Source organism: Achromobacter sp. SIMBA_011, from assembly GCF_046535435.1.
In the GTDB taxonomy this organism is placed as follows: Bacteria; Pseudomonadota; Gammaproteobacteria; order Burkholderiales; family Burkholderiaceae_B; genus Achromobacter; species Achromobacter dolens.
The window spans coordinates 327,232-354,181 of record NZ_JAWRWN010000003.1; the positions used below are offsets into that span (position 1 = coordinate 327,232).

At 68.1% G+C, this 26,950-nt stretch carries 30 protein-coding genes; 24 read left to right on the forward strand and 6 right to left on the reverse strand.

Annotated elements, in window-relative coordinates; all coding sequences use genetic code 11:
* The first annotated feature begins 32 nt into the window (after positions 1–32).
* Positions 33–929 (forward strand): oxidoreductase, encoded by an 897-nt coding sequence (locus tag SB816_RS14610; protein WP_410547213.1) that lies wholly within the window; start codon positions 33–35, stop codon positions 927–929.
* Positions 930–1,194: 265 nt separating this feature from the next.
* Here the strand turns inward: SB816_RS14610 and purF are convergent, their stop codons facing one another.
* The 4 genes from purF to folC are packed head-to-tail and all read right to left on the reverse strand — an operon-like array spanning position 1,195 to position 5,411.
* Entirely contained in the window at positions 1,195–2,715 is a 1,521-nt protein-coding gene (gene purF, locus SB816_RS14615; RefSeq protein WP_006385207.1) for an amidophosphoribosyltransferase, read from the reverse strand.
* Positions 2,716–2,745: 30 nt separating this feature from the next.
* Positions 2,746–3,234 carry a CvpA family protein gene (locus tag SB816_RS14620; RefSeq protein ID WP_006385208.1) on the reverse strand — a complete coding sequence of 163 codons (489 nt, stop codon included), beginning with the start codon at positions 3,232–3,234 and terminating at the stop codon, positions 2,746–2,748.
* Positions 3,234–4,079 (reverse strand): SPOR domain-containing protein, encoded by an 846-nt coding sequence (locus tag SB816_RS14625; RefSeq protein WP_144658135.1) that lies wholly within the window; start codon positions 4,077–4,079, stop codon positions 3,234–3,236. The genes SB816_RS14620 and SB816_RS14625 overlap by 1 nt, the downstream gene beginning before the upstream one ends.
* A 21-nt stretch (positions 4,080–4,100) precedes the next feature.
* Positions 4,101–5,411: a bifunctional tetrahydrofolate synthase/dihydrofolate synthase gene (folC, locus tag SB816_RS14630; RefSeq protein WP_410547214.1), complete on the reverse strand. Its 1,311-nt coding sequence runs from the start codon at positions 5,409–5,411 to the stop codon at positions 4,101–4,103.
* Positions 5,412–5,575: 164 nt separating this feature from the next.
* Here folC and SB816_RS14635 point away from each other — a divergent pair, with 164 nt between their 5' ends.
* The 4 genes from SB816_RS14635 to SB816_RS14650 all read left to right on the forward strand — a co-directional run bounded on the left by SB816_RS14635 (position 5,576) and on the right by SB816_RS14650 (position 9,437).
* Positions 5,576–5,992, forward strand: coding sequence for a cupin domain-containing protein (locus SB816_RS14635; RefSeq protein WP_410547215.1), 417 nt, complete (start codon positions 5,576–5,578; stop codon positions 5,990–5,992).
* A 78-nt stretch (positions 5,993–6,070) separates the two neighbouring features.
* Complete coding sequence (locus SB816_RS14640; RefSeq protein ID WP_054502830.1) at positions 6,071–7,042, forward strand: Bug family tripartite tricarboxylate transporter substrate binding protein; 972 nt, start codon at positions 6,071–6,073, stop codon at positions 7,040–7,042.
* Positions 7,039–8,271 carry a CaiB/BaiF CoA transferase family protein gene (locus tag SB816_RS14645; RefSeq protein WP_054502831.1) on the forward strand — a complete coding sequence of 411 codons (1,233 nt, stop codon included), beginning with the start codon at positions 7,039–7,041 and terminating at the stop codon, positions 8,269–8,271. The genes SB816_RS14640 and SB816_RS14645 overlap by 4 nt, the downstream gene beginning before the upstream one ends.
* Positions 8,271–9,437 carry an acyl-CoA dehydrogenase family protein gene (locus SB816_RS14650; RefSeq protein ID WP_410547216.1) on the forward strand — a complete coding sequence of 389 codons (1,167 nt, stop codon included), beginning with the start codon at positions 8,271–8,273 and terminating at the stop codon, positions 9,435–9,437. Before SB816_RS14645 ends, SB816_RS14650 begins: the two co-directional genes overlap by 1 nt.
* A 79-nt stretch (positions 9,438–9,516) precedes the next feature.
* On the opposite strand, the gene SB816_RS14655 is transcribed toward SB816_RS14650, so the two are convergent.
* Entirely contained in the window at positions 9,517–10,254 is a 738-nt protein-coding gene (locus SB816_RS14655; protein ID WP_410547217.1) for an IclR family transcriptional regulator, read from the reverse strand.
* 143 nt (positions 10,255–10,397) lie between these two features.
* Between SB816_RS14655 and SB816_RS14660 the strand changes: the two genes are divergently transcribed.
* The 7 genes from SB816_RS14660 to SB816_RS14690 all read left to right on the forward strand — a co-directional run bounded on the left by SB816_RS14660 (position 10,398) and on the right by SB816_RS14690 (position 15,634).
* Positions 10,398–10,775 carry a flagellar protein FlaG gene (locus SB816_RS14660; RefSeq protein WP_054502834.1) on the forward strand — a complete coding sequence of 126 codons (378 nt, stop codon included), beginning with the start codon at positions 10,398–10,400 and terminating at the stop codon, positions 10,773–10,775.
* Positions 10,776–10,918: 143 nt separating this feature from the next.
* The gene (fliD, locus tag SB816_RS14665) at positions 10,919–12,307 is read left to right on the forward strand and encodes a flagellar filament capping protein FliD (RefSeq protein WP_054502835.1); all 1,389 of its coding nucleotides are present in this window, start codon (positions 10,919–10,921) and stop codon (positions 12,305–12,307) included.
* An 18-nt stretch (positions 12,308–12,325) separates the two neighbouring features.
* Positions 12,326–12,754, forward strand: coding sequence for a flagellar export chaperone FliS (gene fliS, locus SB816_RS14670; RefSeq protein WP_054502836.1), 429 nt, complete (start codon positions 12,326–12,328; stop codon positions 12,752–12,754).
* A gap of 47 nt (positions 12,755–12,801) precedes the next feature.
* Entirely contained in the window at positions 12,802–13,155 is a 354-nt protein-coding gene (locus SB816_RS14675) for a flagellar protein FliT (protein ID WP_035360316.1), read from the forward strand.
* Positions 13,152–14,498, forward strand: coding sequence for a flagellar hook-length control protein FliK (locus tag SB816_RS14680; RefSeq protein WP_064522911.1), 1,347 nt, complete (start codon positions 13,152–13,154; stop codon positions 14,496–14,498). Before SB816_RS14675 ends, SB816_RS14680 begins: the two co-directional genes overlap by 4 nt.
* A complete protein-coding gene (locus SB816_RS14685) occupies positions 14,498–14,812 on the forward strand; it encodes an EscU/YscU/HrcU family type III secretion system export apparatus switch protein (RefSeq protein WP_054502838.1) in 315 nt (104 codons plus the stop codon). Before SB816_RS14680 ends, SB816_RS14685 begins: the two co-directional genes overlap by 1 nt.
* 24 nt (positions 14,813–14,836) lie before the next feature.
* Positions 14,837–15,634, forward strand: coding sequence for a flagellar brake protein (locus tag SB816_RS14690; protein ID WP_054502839.1), 798 nt, complete (start codon positions 14,837–14,839; stop codon positions 15,632–15,634).
* Positions 15,635–15,801: 167 nt separating this feature from the next.
* Here SB816_RS14690 and fliE read toward each other — a convergent pair whose 3' ends face one another.
* Positions 15,802–16,134, reverse strand: coding sequence for a flagellar hook-basal body complex protein FliE (fliE, locus tag SB816_RS14695; protein WP_035360311.1), 333 nt, complete (start codon positions 16,132–16,134; stop codon positions 15,802–15,804).
* Positions 16,135–16,481: 347 nt separating this feature from the next.
* Between fliE and fliF the strand changes: the two genes are divergently transcribed.
* The 12 genes from fliF (at position 16,482) to fliQ (ending at position 26,944) form a co-directional block, all read left to right on the forward strand.
* On the forward strand, positions 16,482–18,155 hold the full coding sequence (gene fliF, locus SB816_RS14700; RefSeq protein ID WP_410547218.1) for a flagellar basal-body MS-ring/collar protein FliF: 1,674 nt from the start codon (positions 16,482–16,484) through the stop codon (positions 18,153–18,155).
* On the forward strand, positions 18,145–19,155 hold the full coding sequence (gene fliG / locus SB816_RS14705; RefSeq protein ID WP_054502841.1) for a flagellar motor switch protein FliG: 1,011 nt from the start codon (positions 18,145–18,147) through the stop codon (positions 19,153–19,155). Before fliF ends, fliG begins: the two co-directional genes overlap by 11 nt.
* Positions 19,148–19,891 (forward strand): flagellar assembly protein FliH, encoded by a 744-nt coding sequence (gene fliH, locus SB816_RS14710; protein WP_410547219.1) that lies wholly within the window; start codon positions 19,148–19,150, stop codon positions 19,889–19,891. Before fliG ends, fliH begins: the two co-directional genes overlap by 8 nt.
* Positions 19,888–21,363 (forward strand): flagellar protein export ATPase FliI, encoded by a 1,476-nt coding sequence (gene fliI / locus SB816_RS14715; RefSeq protein ID WP_054502843.1) that lies wholly within the window; start codon positions 19,888–19,890, stop codon positions 21,361–21,363. The genes fliH and fliI overlap by 4 nt, the downstream gene beginning before the upstream one ends.
* Positions 21,356–21,805, forward strand: a complete 450-nt coding sequence (fliJ, locus tag SB816_RS14720; protein WP_054502844.1) for a flagellar export protein FliJ — start codon at positions 21,356–21,358, stop codon at positions 21,803–21,805. Before fliI ends, fliJ begins: the two co-directional genes overlap by 8 nt.
* Before the next feature lie 20 nt (positions 21,806–21,825).
* Positions 21,826–23,181: a flagellar hook-length control protein FliK gene (locus SB816_RS14725; protein ID WP_410547220.1), complete on the forward strand. Its 1,356-nt coding sequence runs from the start codon at positions 21,826–21,828 to the stop codon at positions 23,179–23,181.
* A 170-nt stretch (positions 23,182–23,351) separates the two neighbouring features.
* Entirely contained in the window at positions 23,352–23,960 is a 609-nt protein-coding gene (locus SB816_RS14730) for a flagellar basal body-associated FliL family protein (RefSeq protein WP_035360305.1), read from the forward strand.
* A 2-nt stretch (positions 23,961–23,962) separates the two neighbouring features.
* Entirely contained in the window at positions 23,963–24,970 is a 1,008-nt protein-coding gene (gene fliM, locus SB816_RS14735) for a flagellar motor switch protein FliM (protein WP_006394458.1), read from the forward strand.
* Positions 24,963–25,523 carry a flagellar motor switch protein FliN gene (gene fliN, locus SB816_RS14740; protein ID WP_144658143.1) on the forward strand — a complete coding sequence of 187 codons (561 nt, stop codon included), beginning with the start codon at positions 24,963–24,965 and terminating at the stop codon, positions 25,521–25,523. The genes fliM and fliN overlap by 8 nt, the downstream gene beginning before the upstream one ends.
* Positions 25,524–25,536: 13 nt before the next feature.
* Positions 25,537–25,860: a flagellar biosynthetic protein FliO gene (fliO, locus tag SB816_RS14745; RefSeq protein WP_116793262.1), complete on the forward strand. Its 324-nt coding sequence runs from the start codon at positions 25,537–25,539 to the stop codon at positions 25,858–25,860.
* Positions 25,861–25,882: 22 nt separating this feature from the next.
* Positions 25,883–26,665 (forward strand): flagellar type III secretion system pore protein FliP, encoded by a 783-nt coding sequence (gene fliP / locus SB816_RS14750; RefSeq protein ID WP_020927351.1) that lies wholly within the window; start codon positions 25,883–25,885, stop codon positions 26,663–26,665.
* Between the two features lie 9 nt (positions 26,666–26,674).
* Entirely contained in the window at positions 26,675–26,944 is a 270-nt protein-coding gene (fliQ, locus tag SB816_RS14755; protein ID WP_025138879.1) for a flagellar biosynthesis protein FliQ, read from the forward strand.
* Positions 26,945–26,950 lie beyond the last annotated feature (6 nt).

The following is a 26,950-nucleotide window of genomic DNA, read 5'->3' on the forward strand; positions in this document are numbered from 1 at the left end:
ATGCACAGATGGCGTTAAAGGAATCCGCTTTCATGAACACTGAAATCAACACTGCTGTCGCCATCGTGGGGCCCGGTGCGATCGGCACCACGGTCGCGGCGATGCTGCATGAGATCGACTGCACGCCCTTGCTGTGTGGACGGACTCCCCGCGATCACCTGACGCTGCTGGAAGACGGCCGCTCCATCAGCGTCCCCGGCCCGGTTCGCACGAGTCCGAAGCAGATCACTCGCCCGGCTGATCTTGTGTTTCTGGCAGTCAAGGCCACGCAGATCGAGGCGGCCGCAGACTGGCTCGCCGCGCTGGTCGGGCCGCAAACCGTGGTGTGCGTCTTGCAGAACGGGATCGAACAGGTGGAGAAGGTTCGCTCACACGTGCCAAGCGGGCACATCGTTCCCGCTGTCGTGTGGTTTCCGGCCCAAGCGCAATCCGATGGCTCGGTCCGCCTGCGCGGCGAGGCACGCCTGACTCTGCCAGACACGGCTGCCGCGCGTGTCGTGGCGCGGGCACTGCAAGGCACGCGGTGCGCCGTGGACTTGGCGGAAAACTTCAGCGCGCTCGCCTGGCGCAAGCTGTTGCAGAACGCGGTGGCGGGCCTCATGGCGCTCACGCATCGTCGCTCGGGCATGTTCAGCCGCGCCGACATTGCCGGGCTGGCGTTGACCTATTTGCGCGAATGCCTGGCCGTGGCACGCGCAGAGGGCATTGAACTCGGCGAGGAAGTATCGCAAGAGATCCTAGGCAAATTCCAGTTGGCCCCTGCCGACATGGGCACCTCCATCCTCACTGACCGGGAAGCAGGCCGGCCACTGGAATGGGATATCCGCAACGGCATCATCGCGCGTCGCGGCCGGGTTCATGGCGTTCCGACGCCGATCAGCGACATCCTGGTGCCGCTGCTCGCGGCCGCGAGCGACGGCCCAGGCTGACGTTACCGCCCATGCTCTCGCTATCGCTCGGTTTCCTCCTCGCTCTTGGCGCAGGCGTCTTCTTTGCCCGGCATGGCGATCGCCTCTCTGTTCGGCAGTATCGAACGCGTGATCCCCTGGCGGCATGAAATTTGTTGGCGACCGGTGCCTGCCTGCCCGCTGACCGGCGTTTTCTCAGCCGCGTCAGGCGCGCGATGACAGCGTCATCGTGAAACAAAAAAAAGCCGCTCCCCGGGGAGCGGCTTTGGCATGGAGCGCGTCGAACTCAGGCGTCGTTGGCGGCATAGCCCATGTTGAACTGCAGGCCGCTGGCGCCTTCGCCGTCGCCCGACTCCGCGCGCGACTGGCCCAGGCGAGCCAGGTATTCCGCGGTGATGTCGCCGGTGATGTACTCGCCATCGAAGCACGACGCCTCGAAGCGCGAGAGCTTCGGGTTGAGGTCGCGCACCGCCTGCTGCATGTCGTGCAGGTCCTGGTAGACCAGGCTGTCGGCGCCGATCGCGCGGGCGATTTCCTCGTCGCTCCGGCCGGTGGCGATCAGTTCGCTCTGCGTCGGCATGTCGATGCCGTAGACGTTGGGGAAGCGCACCGGAGGCGCGGCCGAGGCGAAGTACACCTTGTTGGCGCCGGCGGCGCGCGCCATGTCGACGATCTCGCGGCTGGTGGTGCCGCGCACGATGGAGTCGTCCACCAGCAGCACGTTCTTGCCCTTGAACTCCATGCCGATGGCATTGAGCTTCTGGCGCACCGATTTACGGCGCACGGCCTGGCCGGGCATGATGAAGGTGCGGCCGACGTAGCGGTTCTTGATCAGGCCTTCGCGGTAGTCCAGGTTCAGGCGCGCGGCCAGTTGCATGGCGGCCGGACGCGAGGAATCGGGGATCGGCATGACCACGTCGATGTCGCCCAGGCGCATGTTGCGCGCGACCTTGTCGGCCAGGTACTCGCCCATGCGCAGGCGCGCGTCGTACACCGACACGCCGTCGATCAGCGAATCGGGACGGGCGAAGTAGACGTATTCGAAGATGCAGGGTACTAGTTGCGGATTGTCGGCGCACTGGCGGCTGACGAAGCGGCCGTCCAGGTCGACGAACACCGCTTCGCCCGGCTCGACGTCGCGCACGAAGGCGAAACCGCTGCCTTCCAGCGCCACGGATTCCGAGGCCACCATCCACTCGACGCCTTCGTCGGTTTCCTGGCGGCCGATGCACAGCGGACGGATGCCGTTGGGATCGCGGAACGCCAGCAGGCCGTAACCGGAAATCTGCGCCACGACGGCGTAGGCGCCACGCACGCGCTTGTGCACGGCGGCGACGGCGCGGAACATGGCGTCGTCATCGAGCGAGACGCCGCTGGCGGCCGATTGCAGCTCGTGGGCCAGCACGTTCAGCAGCACTTCCGAGTCGGAATTGGTGTTGATGTGGCGGCGGTCGACGCGGTAGAGCGATTCACGCAGCTCGCGCCAGTTGGTCAGGTTGCCGTTGTGGGCGAACATGATGCCGAACGGGGCGTTGACGTAGAACGGCTGGGCCTCTTCCTCGCTGGCGCTGGAGCCGGCGGTGGGATAACGCACCTGGCCCACGCCCGAGGTGCCCGGCAGGGCACGCATGTTGCGCGTGCGGAATACGTCGCGCACCAGGCCGTGCGCCTTGTACATATTGAACTGGTTGCCTTGCGACGTCGCGATGCCCGCGGCATCCTGCCCGCGATGCTGCAACAGCAGCAAGCTGTCATAGAGCAGCTGGTTGACCGGCCCGCGCCCGATGACCCCTACGATTCCACACATGGTGAGATTTCCTGGTTGATGTGAAGCTAATCAATACGGCAGCCATGTCGCCAGGGACGGCGGCAGCCACGTCTTGATATGTTTGATGGCCTCGATGGCCGAATGCGAAAACATGGCGTCCTGCCACCACGGCTCCTGCGGCAACGGCGTATAGCCGGCGGCGGCGACCAGCGCCAGCACGATGAGCAGCCCCCGGGCCAGTCCGAACATGCCGCCCAGGCCGTGATCGGCCGGGCTCAGCCCGGTGCTGCGGATCAAGGCGGCAAGCGTCATGTTGACCAACCCCACGCCGAGCAGCACGATAATGAAGACCACCGCGTACGAGACACCCATGCGCAGCAGCGTTGTTTCGATATAGGGCTCCAGCCAGGTATAGACCGTGGGCCCCCACCAGATCGCGGCCACGAAGGCCAGCAGATACGCGACCAGCGACAGCACTTCCTTGAGCAGGCCGCGCACCAGGCCCAGCACACCCGATACCACCAGGATGGCCAGCACGACGAAGTCGAAGCCGGTCACTACTGGGCGGCGATGAAACCGTTGTCATAGCCCAGGGTGCGCAACCGCGCCTGGGCCGCCTGGGCCGCCTCGCGCGAGGGGAACGGCCCCACCCGCAGACGGTACTGCTGCTTGCCCCCGATGGAAGCCTGCTCGACGAACGCGTTGGTGACGCCCGCCTGATGCAGCTTGCTGCGCCGCGACTGGGCGTCCTCGGACGTCGTGTAGGCGGCGATCTGCAGCACGAAATTGCCCTTGGCGGCCTGCGGCTTGGGCGCCGGCGTCGCGGCGGGCGCGGAACGGCCTTCGAGCAACGCCAGGGCGCGGGCGCCGTCGTCCGAGCGGGTCTCGGGCTTGGGCGTGGCCGGCTTCGGCTCGGGCTTGGGTTCGGGCTTGGGCGGCGGGGTGCGCGGCGGCGTGGCGGTCGCGGGCGGCGTGGCCGCGGGCGGGGTCGTGGCGGGCGGCGTCGTGACCGGCGGCGGCGTCGTGGTGGACGGCGTCGCGGCCTGCGGCGCGGCGGCTTGCGGCGAGGTCACAGGCGGCGGCGTCGCGACACCGGACGACTCGCCGGGCGTGGCGCCTTGCGCCGGCGCGGCGGGCGCGGTCGCCTGCGGCTCGCTCACCTGCGGCTGGAATGGCGTGGTGCGTTCAGGCACCTTGATGGGGATGTTGTCGGCCACGGGCGTCGGCTGGGAATCCAGCACCATCGGCAGGACGATGACGGCCGCCAGCACCAATGCGATGGCGCCCGCGAGCCGGCGACGGGCGCGCCCGCGCAACTCGGCCGCCTGAACCTCGCTCGGCACGGCCGCTCGCTTGGAGGGTTGCGCCTGGTCGGCAGGATCCTTGCGTTTGAAAAAACCCATGTTTGCCTATGCCGCTCTTGCCTACGCCTTGCGACCCAGAGACTGCAAAACCGAGGCCACGGTGAGAAATGATCCGAACACCACGATTCTATCATTCTCCCCTGCCCGTTCGCGCGCCGCGGCAAAGGCCTGGGCGGGATCGGCGTAGGCCGAGACGCCCGGCGCCTCGGCCCCGGCGGGCGCGGCTGGCAGGCCGGCCGCGACCCGTTCGGCCAGGTGTTCGCCGGAGCCGCCGCGCGGTCCCGGCAGGCCGGCGCAGAACCAGTGGTCGATGCGCGTGCCGATCTTGGCCAGCACACCCGCCAGGTCCTTGTCGTTGAGCATGCCGAACACCGCGTAGGTATACGGATGGAAACCCATGTTATCCAGGTTCTGGGCCAGCACCGCGGCCGCATGCGGGTTGTGCGCCACGTCCAGGATCACCGTGGGTTGGCCCGGCAGGATCTGGAAACGGCCGGGCAGCGAGGCCTGCAACAGGCCCTGGCGCACCGCCTGCTGCGGCACCGGCAGGCGGTCGCGCACCGATTCCAGCGCGGCCAGGGCCGCCGACGCGTTCAGCAACTGGTTGGCGCCGCGCAGCGCGGGATAGGCCAGCGCGCTGCGGCGCTGTTCGCGGCCGCCATAGGCCCACTGCTGACGGTCGCCGGAATAGTTGTAGTCGCGGCTGAACAGCCACAGGTCGGCGCCGATCTGCTCGACGTAATCAAGCAGCGACTGCGGCGGCACCGGATCGGCACAGATGGCCGGCCGGCCGGCGCGGTAGATATGGGCCTTTTCGAAACCGATCTTCTCGCGCGTGTCGCCCAGGTACTCGATGTGGTCCAGGTCGACGCTGGTGACGATGGCACAGTCGGCATCGATGATGTTGACGGCGTCCAGGCGGCCGCCCAGGCCGACTTCCAGCACCACCGCGTCCAGCCGCGATTGCGAGAACAGGCGCAGGATGGCCAGCGTGGTGAATTCGAAGTACGTCAGGGACGTCTCGCCGCGCGCGGCCTCGACCGCGATGAACTGCTCGATCAGGGCCTCGTCCGAGGCGATCTGCCCATTGACGCGCGCGCGCTCGTTGAAATCGATGAGGTGCGGCGAGGTGTATAGCCCGACCTTGTAACCCGCGGCCAGCAGGATCGACTCCAGCATCGCGCAGGTCGAGCCCTTGCCATTGGTCCCGCCCACCACGAACTTCACGCCCGGCAGTTCCAGGTTCATCCGGGCAGCCACTTCCCGCACGCGCTCCAGGCCCATGTCGATCGCGGTGGCGTGGATCGATTCCAGGTACTGCAGCCAATCGGACAGGGTGGCGCCGGCGGCGGGCTTGAGTGCGGAAGGCATGAGGCGGGATCGCAAAGGTGAACAGCCCATGATTTTAGCAGCGCATGCCCGGTGTTTTCCCTAATCCCCCTGGGACGCCGCGGGATCGCCGGGAAAACCCGCTTGCCGATGTTTTTCTCATACATGAAAATGAATTCACATATGAAAACTAACAAGGATGAGACATGACGCAGCGCAAAACCCCCGCCTGGCTGGTCCGCGAGGCCGAGGTGCCCGGCTACCACCCGGCCAACCATACCGGCACCCTCAACCGCCGCCTGATCGGCCCCGACACGGTGGGCTCGCGCGGCGTGGAAGTGCTGCTGGGCGTGATCGACAAAGGCCAGGGCGCGCTGCCGCACGCCCACCCGGGCATCGAGCAGGTCTGTTACCTGCTGTCGGGCAGCGCCCGCGCGCAGGTCGGGGACGAATGGGCCGACATGAGCCCGGGCGACTGCTGCTATTTCCCGCCGGACATTCCGCACGTATTCACCGTGACCAGCGACGAGCCCGCGCGGCTGCTGGTGATCTACACGCCGCCTTACGAGGAATCCCCGGACCGCGTGATCCGCGGTTTCCCCGCATCGACCGCTGGCGCCTGAAGGCGCCACGGAGACCGGCCCATCCCGGGCAGCGGCCGCAGAAGCCGCGCCCGCTTCGCATCCCCCTGGAGACAAACCATGCGACTACTACGCCTGCTGGGCGCCACCCTGGTCGGCGGCGCCATCGCCCTGGCCCTGCCAGCGGCACACGCCGCGGACTATCCGAACAAACCCATCACCCTGATCGTGCCGTTCCCCGCCGGCTCCGGCACCGATGCGGTCGGCCGTATCTTCGGCGCCGAACTGTCGACCATCCTGGGCCAGCAGATCGTGGTGGAGAACAAGCCCGGCGCCAACGCCACCATCGCCGCCAGCTACGTGGCGCGCGCCAGGCCGGACGGCTACACGCTGTTCGTGACCACCAATACCTCGCATTCGGCCGCCCCCTGGCTGATGAAGAACATCCCCTACGATCCGGTCAAGGATTTCACCCCCATCGCGCGCGGCGGCAACCTGCCCTTCATCCTCGTCGTCAATCCCAAGCGGCCGTGGAAGACCGTGGCCGACCTGGTCGCCGACGCGCGCCAGCACCCCGGCCGCATCACCTACGCCAGCGGCAACAGCACCGGCATCGTCGCCGGCGCCACCCTGGCCAACCGCGCCAAGATCGACATCCTGCACGTGCCCTATAAAGGCACGCCGCAAGGCCTGACCGACGTAGTCGGCGGCCAGGTCGATTTCATGTTCACCGACCTGGCGTCCGGCCTGCCGTTCGTGCAGTCGGGCCAGTTGCGGGCGCTGGCGGTGTCCACCGCCGAGCGCAGCGCGATCGTGCCGGACCTGCCTTCCATGGCCGAGTCGGGCGTGCCGGACTTCGACCTGAATTCGTGGAACGGCTACTTCGGCCCGGCCGGAATGCCGCCCGAGGTGGTGGCCAAGCTCAACGACGCCATCAAGCAGGTGGTGGCCAAGCCAGACGTGCGCAAGCGCCTGGCGGGCCTGGGCTTTGACGCGTTTTCCAGTTCGCCCGAGGCCTTCGGCCAGTTCGTCGGCGAGCAACGCGACCTGTGGGGCAAACTGATCCGCGACGCGGGGATCGAGCAGCAATGACAATGTCCGCCGCCGCATCCCCGCAGGCCGCCGGCCCCCTGTCCGGCGTACGCATCCTGGACCTCAGTTCGGTTGTGATGGGTCCTTACGCCACCCAGGTGCTGGCCGACCTGGGCGCCGACGTCATCAAGGTCGAGTCGCCCGCCGGCGACAACATGCGGGCCGTCGGCCCGATGCGCAACCCGGGCATGGGCCACCTGTACCTGCACCTGAACCGCAACAAGCGCTCGGTGGTGCTGGACCTGAAGACGCCGGAAGGCCGCGAGGCCTGCCTGCGCTTGGCCGAGACCTGCGACGCCCTGCTCTACAACATCCGCCCCCAGGCCATGGCGCGCCTGGGCCTGTCGTACGAGGCGGTGGCGGCGCGCAACCCGCGCATCGTCTACCTGGGCGCCTACGGCTTCGGCGAGGCCGGCCCCTACGCCGGCCGGCCTGCCTACGATGACCTGATCCAGGGCCAGACCGGCATCGCCGCGCTGGCGGCGCAGCAGAGCGGCGACGTGCCGCGCTACGCGCCGCTGACGCTGGCCGACCGCGCCGTGGGCCTGCATGTGGGCATCGCGCTGGTGTCGGCGGTGCTGCACGCCCGCGCCAGCGGCCAGGGCCAGCAGGTCGAGATCCCGATGTTCGAAGGCATGGCGCACCTGGTGCTGGGCGACCACCTGGGCGGCGCCACCTTCGAACCGCCGCTCGGCCCCACCGGCTACGCCCGGTTGCTGGCGCCGCACCGCCGGCCCTACGCCACCGCCGACGGCTACATCTGCCTGCTGATCTACAACGACAAGCACTGGCGCAACTTCTTCGCGCTGATCGGCCAGCCGGAACTGGCGCAGGATCCGCGCTTTCACACCCACGGCGCCCGCGCCGCCCATATCGACGAGGTCTACGCCTTCGTCGCCGACGTGATCCGCACCCGCGCCAGCCAGGACTGGCTGCGCGAGCTGGCGGACGCCGACATCCCCGCATCGCAGCTCTACACGGTCGACGACCTGCTGCAGGACGAGCACCTGGCCGCCACCGGCTTCGTGCAGGACCACCAGCACCCGACCGAGGGCCGCCTGCGCACCCCCGCCCCCCTCGGCCGCTACCAGGGCACGCCGACCGCCATCCGGCGCCCGGCGCCGACGCTGGGCCAGCACAGCCGCGAAGTGCTGGCCGAGGCCGGCTACGACCCCGCCGGCATCGACGCGCTCTTTGCCAATCGCATCACCCAGGATGGAACCGACTGATGGACTTTGCATTCACCCCCGATCAATTGGCGCTGCGCGACGCAGTATCCCGCATCTGCGCCCGCTATCCCGACGAATACTGGCTGGAACGCGACCGTGACGGCGGCTTCCCCGAACCCCTGCACGCCGACCTGGCGCGCGACGGCTGGCTCGGCATCGCCATGCCGCCGGAGCATGGCGGCGCCGGCCTGGGCATGACCGAGGCCGCGCTGATGATGCAGACCATCGCCGCCTCGGGCGCGGGCTTCACCGGCGCGTCGGCCGTGCACATGAACATCTTCGGCCTCAATCCCGTGGTCGTGTTCGGCAACGACGAGCAGCGCGCCCGCTGGCTGCCGCCGCTGATCGCCGGTCAACAGAAGGCCTGCTTCGCCGTCACCGAGCCCGACGCCGGCCTGGACACCACCAAGCTCGGCACCCGCGCCGTGCGCCAGGGCGACGAGTACGTGGTGCATGGCCGCAAGATCTGGATCTCGACCGCCCAGGTGGCCGACAAGATGCTGCTGCTGGCGCGTACCACCCCGCTGTCCGAGGTGGCCAAGCCGACGCAGGGCCTGTCGCTGTTCTACACCGACCTGGACCGCGGCAAGGTCGAGGTGCGTGAAATCGAGAAGATGGGCCGCAAGGCGGTGGACTCGAACATGCTGTTCATCGACGGCCTGCGGATCCCGCTGGCGGACCGCATCGGCGAGGAAGGCCGCGGCTTCGAGTACATCCTGCATGGCCTGAACCCGGAACGCATCCTGATCGCGGCCGAGGCGGTCGGCATCGGCCGCGCCGCCCTGGAGCGCGCGGTGCGCTACGCCGGCGAGCGCCATGTATTCGGCCGGCCGATCGGCCAGAACCAGGGCATCCAGCACCCGCTGGCGCAGGCCTGGATGCAGTTGGAGGCGGCCGACCTGATGGTGTTCAAGGCCGCCAGCCTGTATGACGCCGGCCAGCCCTGCGGCCCCAGCGCCAACGCCGCCAAGTACCTGGCGGCCGAGGCCGGCTACAACGCCTGCCAGACCGCGGTAATGACGCTGGGCGGCATGGGCTACGCCAAGGAATATCACGTGGAACGCCTGCTGCGCGAGAGCTTCATCCCGCGCATCGCGCCGGTCAGCCCGCAACTGATCATGTGCTTTATCGCGGAAAAGGTGCTGGGCCTGCCCAAGTCCTATTGAGGCCCCTGCTGGCCGGCGCGCACGCCGGACGCGCCGGCCGCCCGGGCCACGCGCCTTGCGCGCCGCCCCCGGGGCCCTCTCAGGACTGCTGTTCCAGCCCGGTGCACGCCGCCCGCAGGATGCGGGCGTATTCCTCCTGGCACGGCTCGATCCGGTAGATGGGGCCGCCCACGGAGATGGCATAGTGCTCGCCCGAGAGCGTCACCGGCCAGGCGATGGCGCCGACGTCGGGAATCGACTCGCCGCTGTTCATGAACCAGCCGCGCTGGCGCGACAGCGTCAGATCCTGCAGCACCGCTTCGCGCGTAACCAGCGTGCGCTCGTTGTAGCGCGTCAAGGGGCCGCTGCCGAGCAGCGCGTCACGGGCCGGCTCATCCATCAGGGACATGAGCGCCTTGCCCAGCGAATTGGCGTGTACGTCCTTGAACTCGCCGGCAACCGGCGCGTATCGGATCGTGTGCGGCGAATCCAGCACGTCCAGGTAGACCACCCGGCCGTCCTGCGTCAACTTGGCGAATACGACGGTTTCCCGGGTTGCGTCCCTTAATTCAACCAGGCTCGGATAGACCCGGTCCAGCACCGGATCGGCGCCGGCGATGCGTTGCGCCATCGCCAACAGGCGCCCGGTTGGGTAGTAGCCCTGGCGGCGGCCGGTTTCGTAGAGATAGCCCAGGCCGGTCAGGGTGCGGATCAGGGCCAGGCAGCTCGATACCGGCACGTCCAGCAGCCGGGCCAGTTCCGACAGGGGCAGTGCGCGCTTTTCCCGGGCATAGGTTTCGATGATTTCGATGACTCGCAACGCCGTCTTGACACTCATTGCCCGATCCCAACTTGTTAGCACATGAAACAGCCCGCTGTGACGAGGGCTAAAGTTCCCTGCGGCGCTGCCGTAATCGTAGCTGAGAATTCCCTGAAAACAGCGCGTTCCTCCGAGACGCCCGCACCGCCGCTGGAGTGATCATGGCCGTAACCCCCTTAGCCCCCGCTACGTTCGCACCGGCGCCGGTCGCGGCCGTGCCAGTCGTCGCAGATCCATCCGTCACCGTCGCCCCGCCCGCCGCCAGCACCAATGGCAGCGGCACCGATTCCGCGACGTCGGAGCAGTCGAATTCGCAGAAGCTGCCGCTCGACAAGGCGCTGGACGAAATCAACGAGCAGATGAAGGCGTGGTCGACCCAGTTGCAGTTCGAGGTCGACCCGGACGTGCACCAGGTGGTGGTATCGGTGGTGGACGCCAAGTCCGGGGACGTCATTCGCACCATCCCCAGCGAAGCTGTGCTCAAGATCGCCAAAATGATCGTGAACATGCAGGGAAATGGCATCAAGACCTCGGCTTGACATGAATTCCCGTACTTTCTTCTGTGCCCGTTTTGGCGCCAATCGATGATGGAATCATCGAATTAGGCCCGCCTTATGCCCTTACCCGGCCAATCGCCGGCACCCTATTTTTGACAGAATCGCATCGCTAGGAAGGATTTCACATGGCCTCTATCACTAACCTCGGTTCAGTTTCCGGCTTGCCCCTGGAAAAGATCCTGTCGGACCTGCAGGCCGCCGAGGACAAGAAACTCTCGATCTACACCACCCGCGCCTCCAGCTACAAGACTCGCATCGACGCCTACGCGCAGCTGCAAAGCTCGCTGGAAGCCCTGCAGAAGTCGGCTGCGGTACTGGGCAAGACCGAGACGATGGCTGCCATCAAGGGCAGCGTCACCGGCGGCACCGCCTTGACGGCCACTGTGGCCGCCGAGGGCGCCGTCGCGGGCCAATACGTCATCGAAGTGAACAACCTGGCGCGCGCCCAGAGCCTGCAATCGGGCGCCGTGGCCGACCGCACCGCCAAGCACGGCGACACCGGCTCGTTCGAAATCGAGCTGGCCGACGGTACCAAGCGCACCATCGACCTCAAGGGCGACACCTCGCTCAACGGCATCGTCAAGGCCATCAACGCCGACGACAAGTCCGGCCTGCGCGCCACCGTCATCAACGACGGCAGTGGCAACAACTACCTGATGCTGACGGCCAAGGACACCGGCGTCCAGGCCTCGGTCAAGAACATCACCGTCACCGGCGACCAGTCGCTCAAGGACATCCTGTCCTTCAGCACCGCCGCCGACGGCACCACCACCGGCATGGCCAACACCAAGGCCGAAGACGCCCAGCTCACCATCAACGGCCTGGCCGTCAAGAGCGGTTCGAACAACGTGGCCAACGTCATCGACGGCGTCACGCTGAACCTGACCGACAAGACCGAGGCCGGCAAGCCGATCACGCTGAAGCTCGAATCCGATACGTCGGTCGCCAACAAGGCCATCCAGGACTTCGTCAAGACCTACAACGCGCTGCAGACGACCATCAAGAACCTGACGGCCTTCGACGCCAAGGCGGCCACCAACCAGCCGCTGACCGGAGACGGCACCACGCGTTCGATCCAGTCTTCGGTGACCGGCGCGCTGCAGGCCGTGCTGGGCTCGGGCACTGTCCGCTCGCTGGCCGACCTGGGCATCACCACCGATCCGCAGACGCGCCAGCTCAAGCTCGACCAGACCAAGCTGGACAAGGCACTGAGCGGCAGCCCGGCCGACGTCACCAAGCTGCTGACCGGCGACAACGGCCTGGCCAAGAATTTCGAAAAGGCGTTCAAGGACGTGTTGGGCAGCACCGGTTCGCTCAAGACGCGCACGGACGGCCTGACCAAGTCGATGAGCGATCTGGACGCCCAGCAAAAGCGGGCCAAGGCCGCCAGCGATGCCGAGATCGACCAGATGCGTACCCGCTTCGTGGCGCTGGACAAGTTCTACATGCAAATGCAGACCACCGCCAACTACCTGACCCAACAATTTGCGGCGATGAACAAATCGAGCAAATAACCTGTAGAAGATGCATTAATGACTTACGCCGCCCGCCGCCCCACAGGGTCCCAATCCGTCCGCTCCTACGCCGATATCGGCCTGGAAACCCAGGTGCTGGGCGCGAGTCCCGAGCGGCTGATCACCCTGCTGTACATGGGTGCCCGGGCGGCGATCGGGCAGGCACGCATCCACCTGCAGGAAGGCCGGGTCGCCGAGCGCGGCGCGGCCATCTCGAAAGCGATCAAGATCGTCGATGAAGGCTTGAAGACCGGGTTGAACATGGAGGCCGGCGGCGAGATCGCCGCCAACCTCGCCCGTCTCTACGATTACATCGTCCGCACCTTGCTGACGGCAAATCTGAAAGCGAACGCCGAGCAACTCGATATCGCCGACCGCCTGCTGGCGGATCTGGCCGAGGCTTGGCAGACTTCCGTCGACCGACCGGCTGGCCTCACCCAGCCCTGATGGCCAAAAACACAAATCCAGCCAGCCATCGAACGCCCGAGATTTCCATGACGTCCCTTACCCAGTACTCATCCCCTATTCTGGAACACTACCAGGAGATCGCCCTCATCACGGGCGAGATGTTGACGGCCGCCCAGGCCGGCGACTGGGATACGGCGATGGCCCACGGGCAGCAATACTGCGAGCTGGTCGAACGCCTGCGGATCGCGGAGCCGACCGCGCCGCTGGACGAAGCCGGCCGCGCCATGAAGTACGACCTGCTGGTGCGTATCCTCGAAAACGACGCGCTCACGCGGGACCTGGCGCTCCCGCAACTGGCCCGGCTGGGCGAACTGCTGGGCCGCATGAAGCGCCAGCAGACGCTGTTGTCGGCCTACGGCTACCAGGCGCCTGAAGCATGAGCGTAGGTCCCGCGGCACTCGGCAACGTCCTAGTGCAGCGGTTGGACGCCGTGCTTGGCACGACGATGTCCGCCGCCAGCGCCAACCAGGTGTCGGGCGCGCGGCCGGATGCGGTCAGCCAGCCCGGCAACCTGGACAAGCCCGGCTCGGCCGACGGCTCCAATCGCGACCCGCGACAAGGCATCCAGACCGGCGGCGCCCGCGGCGACCGCCCGCCCACCGTCCTGGACGCCAAGACCGCCGCCGCGCTGGCGCTGGCCGCCCGCGGCCTGGTCACCAGTAGCGACACCACGGCCTCGGCCCCCACCACGCTGGGCACGACCGCGCGCGCGATCCTGGCGTTGCTGGCCCAGTATCCCGACGCCGCGCCGCCGGTGCAGGGCCGCGCTCCCTTGTGGTCGGCCAACGCGCCGGCCCAGCCTGGCACCGACCAGGCCGCCGCACAGCCGGCGCAACCCGGACAACCCCAGCCCCCCGCCACCGGCGCGGCGGCTCCCGCCACGACCCCGGCCACCAGCGCGGCCGCGGCCCTGGCCACCGCCGCGGCAGCCAGCGCCGACCTCGAAGCCGATACCCCGCTCGGCGCCAAGCCCGGCCGCCCTGGCGGCGCGGCCGACGCCTCCGGCGGCGCCAAGGGCGCCGACGCCACGGCCCACGCCAGCCTGGCGGCGGCCGGACCGTCCGCCCGCGCGCTGGGCCAGGCGCTGCGCGCGGCGCTGCAGACCAGCGGCCTGTTCTACGAATCGCACCTGACCGACATGGTCTTCGGCCGCAGCAATCCGGCCCAATTGCAGCAGGAGCCGCAAGCCAAGCTCACGCGCAGCGGCGTTCCCAGCGAAGCCGACCTGGCCCGGCCGCGCGCCGACAGCGCCGGCACCTCCGCCAACCGCGCGGGCGGCGAGGCGCCGACGACGGGCGGCGGCGCCCACACCCCCGCGCCCGGCACGCCGGTCAGCGGCATCCACCAGGATCTCACCGTGCTGGTGCGCCAGCAGCTCGACGTGCTGGCCAACCAGGCATTGACCTGGCAAGGCGAAGCCTGGCCTGGCGCCCCCATGGAGTGGGAAGTCGAACGCGAGCCCTACGGCGGCGACCCGGAATCCGGCGTGCCCACCTGGGCGACCCGCCTGAAGCTGGACCTGCCCCGCCTGGGCCTGGTGGACGCGCGCCTGAACCTGGCCGGCGATCAGATCGTGCTGCAATTGGTCGCCCCCCATGGCGCGGCCGAACTCAATGAGTCCTCGGACCAACTGCGTTCGCGCCTGCTGGCCGCCGGCCTCACGCTCAGCCACCTGGTGGTGAACGTGGTCGATCCGCGTCCCGTCATGCCCACGGATTTCTGATGCGCACCGCCCCGCCCCCCGACCAGGGTCCCAACGCCAACCGCAACGCCGCGGTCGCGCTCTCGTATGACGACAAGGACGCCGCTCCCCGCGTCGTGGCCAAGGGTTACGGCCAGTTGGCCGACACTATCGTGCGCGCCGCCGAGGAAAACGGACTCTATGTCCACGAGTCGCGCGAACTCGTCGGCCTGCTGATGCAAGTGGACCTGGATGCGCATATTCCTCCCCAACTCTACGTAGCGGTGGCAGAATTGCTGGCCTGGCTGTACCGCCTCGAATCGCGCGAGCTTCCCGACGCCGCGCCGCCAGCCTGACCCCTATTTTCCAAGGACATCACTGTGTTGGATGCCAGCGATCCGGAATTCCTGCTCACGCGGCCGGAAGACATGCGCGCCGCCCTCTTCGAACTGACGCACCCGGACAGCCATATCCTGGTGCGCGACGCCGCCGATCGCGAGATGGCGGTACTGGTGCTGGGCGCCGACAAGCAGACCCGCCAGTTCTTCTGGCGCCCGCGCGACTACGCCGGGGCCGACTTCGAACAGTCCGACAGCATGGGCCTGCTGAGCGGCACGACCTTCCATTTCCACGCCACCGCCTACGGCGGCGTGCAGATCCGCTTCCGCGTCGAGCGCCCCGAAGTCATCCATTTCGATGACGGCAGCGCCGCCTTGATGTCGCCCTTCCCCGAACACCTTGCCCGCATCCAGCGCCGCAAGATGTTCCGCGCCTCGCTGATCAGCAACGCCAACCGCTGCCAGGCGTCGTGGCAACCCGACCCGGCCGAGAAGCCGATCAGTTTCTCGGTGCGCGATCTGTCGGTGGACGGCGTCGGCCTGCGGGTGGAACTGGCGGTGCAGGCCCTGCCGGAACGCGGCTCGGTGCTGGAGGACGTGCGACTGGACTTCGGCGACCTGGGCAAGCTCAACGCGCACCTCGAAGTGCGCAATGTGTACCCGATTTCGGGCCAACCCATGGTCCAGTCCGATAACCCCGACGAGCCGGCGCCGCCCCATGTGTCGCTGACCGGCGAACCGCCCATGAGCCACCTGGGCGCGGTGTTCCTGAACCTGGACGCGCGGCAGGAAAACTGGCTGCAACAGGTCGTCTGGCGCCTGGAAAAAAACGCAAGGTAGTGTTGCCCCCACGCGGCGCGTGTTGTGAGCCCCCACGCGGCGCACGCTACGCGTGCTTGCTGCCCCCCGAGGGGGCTGCCCCGCCTACGGGCGGCCGGGCGGACGTTCTGGCCTAGATTGGGTTGTGTTCTAGCCGAGGCAGGGCCGTTCTGGCCCTGCCTGCGCCGTTACACGGCCATCGACGAGATTTCCTTGTAGGCCGCGACCAGCTTGTTGCGGACCTGGACGGCCGTCTGGAAGCCGATGCTGGCTTTTTGCAGGTCGATCATCACGTCGTTGAGCGAGACGTCGGGCGCGCCCATTTCGAATGCCTTGGCCTGCGCCGTGGCGGCATTCTGCGCGCCGGTGACGCGGCGGATGGAGCGTTGCAGCTCGGCGGCAAAGCCGTCGGGCTGGGCCACCGCCTCGCCGGCGGCGAGGTTGCCGGTTTCGGCCTTGGTGACGGCCACGCGCATCTGCTGGAGCATGCTCTCGATGCCGGACAAGCCTGATACAGCCATTACGTTATTCCTTGCAGGTGGGGCGTGGACTACGCCAACAATGCACGCAGCGTAACCCGGCAACCCCGGCGTCATAGCGACTAAAAGCCGCCAAAACACCCGATATTTCCCCGAATGCGGCGCCCCCGCCGGCGTGCGCCGCCACCCCGCCCGCCCCACCGCCACGGTCGCTTGTCTACATAGGGGATAAGTAACGCCAAAAAACCGCTGTTTTCGACGATTGGGTTTGCTAACGCAGCAGCAATAATCCAGGCTCTCCCCAGACCAGAAGCACGTTGCATGTGTAATCTGCCCTACCCGAACATGAAGTCCTTTTCCCTGCTCCGCGAAGCCAGCGGGAGCCGCCAATGAATCAGCAGGCTACCCTGAGCGCGTCGCTTCTGGCGAAGTTTCCCGTGTTGGAAAAGATCCGCGCCCTGCCCAAGCCGGTCCTGCTGGGCGCGGCAGCCGCGGTGGTCGCGCTCATCGTCGCCGTGGCGATGTGGAGCAGCGAGCCCAAGTACAAGGTGCTGTTCTCGAATCTGGACGACCGCGATGGCGGCGCCATCGTGACGGCCCTGGGCACCATGAACGTGCCCTACAAGTACAACGACACCGGCACCGCCCTGCTGGTGCCGGCCGACCGCGTCTACGACGCCCGCCTGCAACTGGCGTCCCAGGGCCTGCCGCGCGGCGGCTCGGTCGGCTTCGAGCTGATGGACAATGCCCGCTTCGGCGCCAGCCAGTTCGCCGAGCAGATCAATTACCAGCGCGGCCTGGAAGGCGAGCTGGCGCGCTCGATCGAATCCATGCACACCGTGCAGCACGCCCGCGTGCACCTGGCCATGCCGCGCCAGTCGCTGTTCGTGCGTGAACGCCAGCCGCCCACCGCCTCGGTGCTGCTGAACGTCTACCCCGGCCGCAGCCTCAGCGACGCCCAGGTCTCGGCCATTTCGTGGCTGGTCGCCTCCAGCGTGCCGGAACTGACCGCCGAGAACGTCTCGGTCGTCGACCAGAACGGACGCCTGCTGTCCTCGCCGCTGGGCGAAGGCCGCGGCATGGATGCCGACCAGATGCGCATGGTCCGCGAAACCGAACAGCGCACCGTCGAACGCATCCTGACCATCCTCAATCCGCTGGTCGGCCCGGGCAACGTGCACGCCCAGGCCAGCGCCGAAATGGACTTCGCCCGCCGCGAGGAAACGTCCGAGGTTTACCGTCCCAACCAGGAACCCGGCCAGGCCGCCATCCGCAGCCAGCAGACCAGCGATCAGAACCAACGCGGCATCAATCCCGCCCAGGGCGTGCCCGGCGCACTGTCCAACCAGCCCCCGGGCAACGCCCAGGCTCCCATCGCCAATCCGCCGCAAACCCAGCCGCCGCGCCAGGGCCAGCCGCAGCAGCAAGGCCAGCAACAACAGCAGCAACAGACGGCCACCGGCGCCCAGAACGCCGGCGGCACCATCAACGATCGCCGCGACGCCACCACCAACTACGAAGTCGACCGCACCATCAGCCACATCAAGCAACCGGTCGGCACCGTCAAACGCCTTTCGGTCGCCGTGGTGGTGAACTACGTGCGCGACAAGGATGGCGACCTCAAGGCCCTGCCGCCCGAGGAACTGAGCAAACTGACGAACCTTGTGCGCGAGGCGATGGGTTACTCGGAAAGCCGCGGCGATTCGCTGAACCTGGTCAACAGTCAGTTCAACGACGGTCCGCCGGCCCTGCCGATGTGGCGCGATCCGGAAATGATCTCGCTGTTCAAGACCATCCTGGCATGGCTGGTCGGTGGCGTCCTGGCCCTGTGGCTGTACCGCAAGGTGCGCCGTTCGGTGGGCGACTACCTGTACCCGCCGGTCGATCCGGAAGTGGCCGAGGCCGAGCGCATCGAAGCCCAGCGCGAGGCCCAGGACCTGGCCCGCGCCAAGGAAACCGACCGTTACCAGGACAACCTGGAACGCGCCCGCACGATGGCGAACAAGGATCCGCGCGCCGTCGCGATGGTCCTGCGCACCTGGATGACCAAAGATGAAAAATGATTCCAAGCCGATGGACGGCATGACGCGCAGCGCCGTCCTGATGATGTCGCTGGGTGAAGATGCTGCCGCCGAGGTCTTCAAATACCTCTCCGCCCGCGAAGTCCAGCAGGTCGGCGCCGCCATGGCCAGCCTCAAGCAGGTCACCCGCAACGACGTCGCCGTGGTGCTGGAGGAATTCCGCCAGGAAGCCGACCAGTTCATGGCCGTCACGCTGGGTTCGGACGACTACATCCGCACCGTGCTGACCAAGGCGCTGGGCAGCGACCGCGCCGCCGGCCTGATCGAGGACATCCTGGAAGCCGGCGAAGGCGGCAGCGGCATCGACGCCCTGAACTGGCTCGATCCGCACACCGTGGCCGAGCTGATCGGCGACGAGCACCCGCAGATCATCGCCACCATCCTGGTGCACCTGGAGCGCGACCGCGCCGCCGGCGTGCTGGCGCTGCTGACCGACCGCCTGCGCAACGACGTCATGCTGCGCATCGCCACCTTCGGCGGCGTGCAGCCCGCGGCGCTGTCGGAACTGACCGAAGTGCTCAATTCGGTGCTGGCCGGCCAGGGCGCCAAGCGCAGCAAGATGGGCGGCGTGCGCACCGCGGCCGAGATTCTCAACATGATGAATTCGGCCGAGGAGGAAACCGTGGTCGCCAGCCTGCGCGAACGCGACAGCGACCTGGCGCAGAAGATCATCGACGAGATGTTCGTGTTCGACAACCTGCTCGACGTCGAGGATCGCGCCATCCAGCTCATCCTCAAGGAAATCGACAACGACACCCTCATGGTCGCGCTCAAGGGCGCCCAGGAAGAGCTGCGCGCCAAGTTCCTGCGCAACATGTCCAGCCGTGCCGCAGAAATGCTGCGCGAAGACCTGGAAGCGCAAGGCCCGATCCGCATGTCGAAGGTCGAGACCGAGCAGAAGAAGATCCTGCAGATCGCCCGCCGCCTGGCCGAGAGCGGCCAGATCGTGCTGGGCAACTCCGGAGACGACGCGTATGTCTGAAGCGGATACCGGCCAGTCGACGCTCATCTCGCGCAGTGCCGCCTGGCGGCGCTGGCAGATGCTGTCGTTCGACGAGCCGCCGCCCGTCGAAGTCGAACCCGAGCCCGAACCCGATCCGGGCCCCGACCCGGAAGTGGTGATGGCCCAACTGCGCGCCCAGGCCATCGCCGAGGGCCGCGAGGAAGGCTACGCGCAGGGTCATGCCGCCGGCCTGGAAGCGGGCCGCGCCGAAGGCCATGAAGCGGGCCTGGCGGCCGGCCGCGAAGCCGGCTATGCCGAAGGCCTGGCCCAGGCGCGCGAACAAGGCGCCCAGGAAGCGCAGCAGTTGCACGCGCTGATGCAGGCCTGCGCCGAGTCGGTCGGCTCGCTGGAAGAAAAGATGGGCCAGAGCCTGCTGACGCTGGCGCTGGACATCGCCCAGCAGGTCGTGCGCACCACCCTGGCCGAGCAGCCCGACACCGTGGCCAGCGCCGTCCGCGAAGTGCTGCACATCAACCCCACCGCCGGCGGCCAGATGCGCCTGTGGGCCAACCCCGCCGACATCGAGCTGATCCGCCTGCACCTGGCCGACGAACTCAAGGAAGGCCACTGGCGCGTGCTGGCCGACGAATCCATCGCCCGCGGCGGCTGCCGCGCCGAGACGCCGTTCGGCGACATCGACGCCACTTTGCAGACCCGCTGGCGCCGCGTCGCGGCCTCGCTGGGCCGCGACGTCCACTGGGAGGATCCGGCGTGAGCGCCAATCCGGCCCCCGCGCAGCCCGGCCAACCGGCCGTGCCCGTGATCGACCGCTGGCAGACCCAACTGCAGATCGGCTCGATCCGCGCCGCGTCGACCGACCCCTGGCTGGTCAGCGGCAAGATCACGCGCGCCACGGGCCTGGTGCTGCACGCCACGGGGCTGCGCCTGCCGGTGGGCGCCGCCGCCCGTATCGAGATCGCCCGCGGCCACGACCACTGGGCCGACGCCGAAGTGGTCGGTTTCGACGGCCACACCCTGTACCTGATGCCGCAGGCCGACATTTCCGGCCTGCCGCCCGGCGCCCGCGTGGTGCCCGGCGAACCGCCCGTGCAGCGCCAGATCCCGCTGCCGCGCAAGGCCGAACTCAATGGCAACGCCAAGCCCCAGTTGGGCCGCCACTTGCCGGTGGGCAACGCCCTGCTGGGCCGTGTGCTGGACGGCGCCGGCCGGCCGCTGGACGGCCTCGGTCCGCTGACCGGCGCCGAACTGGCGCCGCTATCGGCGCAGCCGATCAACCCGCTGTCGCGCGCCCCGATCGACACCGTGCTCGATACCGGCGTGCGCGCCATCAATGGCCTGCTCACCGTCGGCCGCGGCCAGCGCATGGGCCTGTTCGCCGGCTCCGGCGTCGGCAAGAGCGTGCTGCTGGGCATGATGGCCCGCTACACCAAGGCCGACATCATCGTGGTCGGCCTGATCGGCGAACGCGGCCGCGAAGTCAAGGAATTCATCGAGCACAACCTGGGCCCCGAGGGCCTGGCGCGCTCGGTGGTAGTGGCCGCCCCGGCCGACGTCTCGGCGCTGCTGCGCCTGCAGGGCGCGGCCTATGCCACGCGCCTGGCGGAACACTTCCGCGACCAGGGCCTGGACGTGCTGCTGATCATGGACTCGCTTACCCGCTACGCCATGGCGCAACGCGAAATCGCGCTGGCCATCGGCGAGCCGCCCGCCACCAAGGGCTATCCGCCATCCGTGTTCGCCAAGCTGCCGACCCTGGTCGAACGCGCCGGCATGGGCGCGCCCGGCCCCAGCGGCAAGGCCGGCTCGATCACCGCGTTCTACACCGTGCTGGCGGAAGGCGACGACCAGCAGGATCCGATCGCCGACTCGGCCCGCGCCATCCTGGACGGCCACGTGGTGCTGTCGCGCCATCTGGCCGAAGCCGGCCACTACCCCGCCATCGACATCGAGGCCTCCATTTCGCGCGCCATGACCTCGCTGATCACGCCGCAGCAGTTCTCGGTGGTGCGCCGTTTCAAGCAGACGCTATCGCGCTACCAGCGCAACCGCGACCTGATCGCCGTGGGCGCCTACGCCGCCGGCAACGACCCGCAACTGGACGACGCCATCGCCCGCTACCCGCGCCTCGAAGCGTTCCTGCAACAGGATATCGGCGAGAACGTCGGCTACGAGGACGCGGTGGAACAGTTGCGCGCCAGCTTTGAATTGAGGGACACCTATGCCTAGCCAATTGCCCCTGGACATGCTGATCAACCTGGCCAAGGAGAGCACGGACGAAGCCGCCCGCCTGCTTGGCCGCCTCAGCACCGAGCGCACCAATGCCGAACGCCAGCTCGGCATGCTGCAGGACTATCGCCAGGACTACCTGGAACGCCTGCAGCAAGCCATGACCACCGGCATGTCCGCCAGCGATTGCCACAACTACCAGCGCTTCATCGGCACGCTGGACGACGCCATCAGCCAGCAGCAAGGCGTGCTGCGCCAGGCCGACGATAACCTGGCCAAGGGCCGGCTCTACTGGCAGCAGGAAAAGCGCAAGCTCAACTCGTACGACGCCCTGGCGCAGCGCGAATTGCGCGCCCAGGCCGTGGTCGAATCCCGCCGCGAACAGCGCGCCAACGACGAATACTCCGCCCGCCTAGTCCAGCGCCGGGCCGGGATGCATTAATTGCCCACAGGAAGCCCGCCATGACCGCTCCCCTGCCCACCCCCGCCATCGCGCCCGCCGCGCCGGTCTCGATCGCCGACACCCTTGGCGCCAAGGCCGCGCCGGCCACAGCCAAGAAAGGTCCGTCCTTCTCGGACGTGCTGGCCCAGCAGCGCCCCAATCCGTCCGCCGACGCGGGTCCCGCCGCCAACGGCGGCGCCAAGACGCCGGCCAGCGGCAAGAATTCGGGTGGCGCCGCCGGCAACGCCGAGGATGCCGCCGCGCAGGCCATCGACAATGCCGTGCAGACTGCCGCCCAGGCCGAAGCGGGCGCGCTTGCCGTCGCCGCGCAGCAGCCGGCGGCGCCGGTGCTGCCGCAGCAGGCCCTGGAGATTGCCGCACAGGCCGCCGAACAGACGCAGTTGGCGCGCGGCACCGCCCAGGCCGCCGCCACGGCCATCAGCGCTGGCGCCGCCGTGGTGCAGGCCGCCCTGACCGCCAACGATGCGATCGCCACGCCGCGCGCGCCGGTGCCCGCCACCGCACAACAGGCCGAAGCCGCCGCCGCCCTGGCCAGCCGCGATGCCCAGGCCGCCCTGCCGGTGGTCACCGCCGCGGCCAAGCCCGGCTCCGCCCCGGTCGCCGAGATCGCCGCCAAGGCCGCGCCCGCCGGCGAATTGCCGCGCCCCGCGCCCGAACCCGCGCAGCCCCGCGCAGCCGACGTGCGCGTGGCCGCCGAACCGACGCCGGCCGCCCCCCACCATGTGCGCGCCGAAGAGGAATCCGACGCGCCGGTGCTCAGCACCGCGCAGCAGTTCCAGGTTCCGCAGCACGCCGCCAACGCCCAGGATCACCTGGCCCAGGCCATCGCCGCCGCCTCGCAGCGCCAGCAACCCGCGCCCATCGCCAACCCCGCCAGCATCGCCGTGCCCAACGTGCCGGTCGTGCTGCAGGTCGCCACCCCCGTGGGCGGCACCCACTGGGGCACCGAACTGGGCCAGCAGATGGTCGTCATGAGCAACAACGTGCGCCAGGGCACCCAGACCGCCGAACTGCGCCTGGATCCGCCCGATCTCGGCCCGCTGCGCGTCAGCATCAACCTGGCCGACGGAGTGGCCAGCGCGTCGTTCGTCTCGGCTCACGCCTCGGTGCGCCAGGCCATCGAAACCGCCATCCCGCAGTTGCAGCAGGCGCTGGCCCAGGCCGGCATCTCGCTGGGCCAGACCAGCGTCGGCGAACAGGCCGCGCAACAGGAATTCGCGCAGCAGAACGGCGGCGGTTCCCAGCGCCAGGGTGGCGGCAACGGCGCTGCCGTGGCCGACGGCGCGATCGATGGCCAGCCGGTCGCCGTGACGGCTTCGCGCAACGCCAATGCGCTGGTCGACACCTTCGCGTAACAATCGCGCGGCCCGCGGCCGGCAACGGTTGCGGGCGGTGCAGCAATAGCTTGAGATACACGGCTTTCGCCCTGTTTTTCGCCTCCAAGCCGGGGGCGCATTTCGGGCAGAATGCTTTCATCCACTAAGAATCCGTTTTCATCAGCGGCAAAACACGCATCGACACCGAGATGGCGACTTCCAAACCCACAACCATGCCGCCGCGCGGCGCGCTTCCGACACGCTCCGGCGGCATTGGCCGAATCCTTCGTCCGTTGCTCATGATATTGGTGCTGTTGCTGGTGGCGGCCGCGAGCGCGGGCGCGACCTGGTTCGTCGCGCAGCGCATGCAGCCGCAAGGCGGCGCGCCGGTGCAGTTGGGCGTCGGTCAGACCGGCGGCCAGCCGGGCCAGCCCGGCGCCGCGGGTCCGCAAGCCACGCCGACCACCTTCGTCGCCCCGCCCACCACCCCGGCCGCGGTGCCCGCGCCGATCTTCGTGCCGATCGAGGCCTTCACCGTCACGCTGCAGAACGCCGACACCGAACGCATCATGCACGTCGGCCTGACTCTGCGCGTCAGCGACGAACAGACCCGTATCCGTCTCGAAAAGTACATGCCTGAAGTGCGCAGCCGCATCCTGATGGTGCTGTCTTCGCAATCGCCCACCGGCGTGCAGACGCAACAGGGCAAGACCGACATGGCCAACGCCATCAAGCAAGCCGTCAACCGCCCGTTCGCGCCCCTGCCGGACGGCCAGTATGTCACCGACGTACTGTATACGGCGTTCGTGGTGCAATAAGCATGGCCTACGAGGCGTTTCTTTCGCAGGACGAAGTCGACGCGCTGCTGGCCGGCGTCACGGGCGAGAGCGACAGCAAAAAGGAATCCGCGGGCCCCAACGACGGCGCCCGTGCCTATGACCTGAGCTCGCCCGACCGCGTGGTGCGCCGGCGCATGCAGACGCTGGAACTCATCAACGAACGCTTTGCGCGCCAGATGCGCAGCGTGTTGCTGAACTTCATGCGCCGCAGCGCCGACATCACCGTCGGTTCCATCAAGATCCAGAAGTACGCGGACTTCGAGCGCAACCTGCCCGTGCCCAGCAACCTGAACATGGTGCAGATGAAACCGCTGCGCGGCACGGCCCTGTTCACCTACGACCCGAACCTGGTGTTCCTGGTCATCGACAGCCTGTTCGGTGGCGATGGCCGCTATCACACGCGCGTCGAGGGCCGGGACTTCACCACCACCGAACAGCGCATCATCCGGCGCCTGCTCAACCTGACCCTGGAGAGCTACGGCAAGTCCTGGGACCCCGTCTATCCGATCGAGTTCGACTACGTCCGCTCGGAGATGCACACCAAGTTCGCCAGCATCACCGGCAACAATGAAGTGGTGGTCGTCACCTCGTTCCACATCGAATTCGGCGCGACCGGCGGCGACCTGAACATCTGCCTGCCCTACTCCATGATCGAACCCGTGCGCGACCTGCTCACGCGGCCGCTGCAGGAAACCACGCTGGAAGAAGTGGACCAGCGCTGGTCGCAACAGCTTTCGCGCCAGGTGCGCAGCGCCGACATCGACGTGGTCGCCGAATTCGCGCGCATTCCGTCCAATATCCGCGAACTGATGCGCATGAAGGTCGGCGACATCCTGCCCGTGGATGTGCCGCAGACCGTCATTGCCCATGTCGACGGCGTGCCGCTGATGGAATGCGGTTACGGCGTCTTTAACGGCCAGTACGCCCTGCGCGTGCAGAACATGTTTACCTACGATACCGAATCTAACGAGGCCCCCGACCATGACTGACAAGAACGAGCCCGGCTCCGGCTCGTCCCCGGCCGACGACTGGGCCGACGCGCTCGCCGAACAATCCCGCGCCAATCCGCCCACCCAGGCGGATGGCCTGAAGCCCGCTCAGGACGACTGGGCCGCCGCCATGGCCGAGCAGACCGCGGCCACGCCGCCGGCCGCTGCCGCCACCCCGGCGCCTGCCCCGGCAGCGCCCGCCACGCCCGCCCCGGCCGCGCCCGCCGCCCAATCGGCCGCGCAGTCGGTGTTCAAGCCGCTGGCCGGCGCGGCATCGGGCGCCGGCACCGATATCGACCTGATCATGGACGTGCCCGTCCAACTGACGGTCGAGCTGGGCCGCACCCGCCTGACCATCAAGAACCTGCTGCAACTGGGCCAAGGCTCGGTGGTCGAGCTGGACGGCCTGGCCGGCGAGCCGATGGACATCTTCGTCAACGGCTACCTGATCGCCCAGGGCGAAGTGGTGGTGGTGGAAGACAAGTACGGCATCCGCCTGACCGATATCATCACCCCGTCCGAACGCATCAACCGCCTCAACAACCGCCGTTGAAGCCACGCCCGTGATGAACGATTCCGCCCTGCTGCGCGTCATCATCGGCCTGGTGCTGGTGCTGGCGGCCATCCTGGCCGCGGCCTGGCTGGCGCGCCGCGCCGGCCTGACGCAGCGCGGCGGCGGTAACCTGCTCAAGCAGGTCGCCAGCCTGCCGATCGGCGCGCGGCAGAGCATCGTCGTCGTCGAGATCGAGAACACCTGGGTGGTCGTGGGCGTCAGCCCCGGCCAGCTCAACACCCTGCATACCCTGCCCGCCGGAGAACTGCCGCAAGCCGCGACCTTGCCCGCCGCCGCCTTCGCGGCCAAGCTGGGCCAGGCGCTCAAGCGCCGCTAGCCGGCGCGCGCATTTCCACACCATGAGCTTGCCCAACTCCCCTCGCGCCCGCCGCGGTGCGCTCCCCCTGCTGGGCGCCGCCGCCCTGCTGGGCCTGGCCCTGTTCCCCGCCGGCGTGGTGGCGCAGGCGACCCTGCCGGCCCTGACCGCGACGCCGGGCCCGGGCGGTTCCGAAACCTATTCGCTCAGCATGCAGACGCTGCTGCTGATGACGTCGCTGTCGTTCCTGCCGGCGGCGCTGCTGATGATGACCGGCTTCACCCGCATCATCATCGTGCTGGGCCTGCTGCGCAGCGCCATGGGCACCGCGATGTCGCCGCCCAACCATGTTCTGATCGGGCTGGCGCTGTTCCTGACCTTCTACACAATGTCGCCGGTGTTCGACAAGATCTACACCGACGCCTACAAACCGCTGTCCGAGGGCTCGATCCAGTTCGAGGCCGCGGTCGAGCGCGCCGCCGGCCCGCTGCGCACCTTCATGCTGCACCAGACCCGCGAGAACGACCTGGCGCTGTTCGCCAACCTGGCCAAGCAGCCGGCGCTGGAGGATCCGTCGCAGGTGCCGCTGCGCATCCTGGTGCCGGCATTCATCACCAGCGAGCTCAAGACCGCGTTCCAGATCGGCTTCACCATCTTCATCCCGTTCCTCATCATCGACCTGGTGGTCGCCAGCGTGCTGATGGCCCTGGGCATGATGATGGTGCCGCCCGTGACCGTGGCGCTGCCGTTCAAGCTGATGCTGTTCGTGCTAGCCGACGGCTGGAACCTGCTGATGGGCTCGCTGGCCCAGAGCTTCTATCAATAGGGAATCGCCATGACCGCCGAAACCGTCATGACCATGACCTACCAGGCGATGAAAGTCGCGCTGGCGATGGCCGGCCCGCTGCTGATCATCACCCTGATCGTGGGCCTGGTGATCAGCATCTTCCAGGCCGCCACGCAGATCAACGAAATGACGTTGTCGTTCATCCCCAAGCTGCTGGCCATGTGCGGCGTGCTGGTGCTGCTGGGCCCCTGGCTGATCGGCATCATGGTCGACTACATCCGCCAGCTCATCGGCCAGATCCCCGGCCTGGTGTCGTAGCGGCGC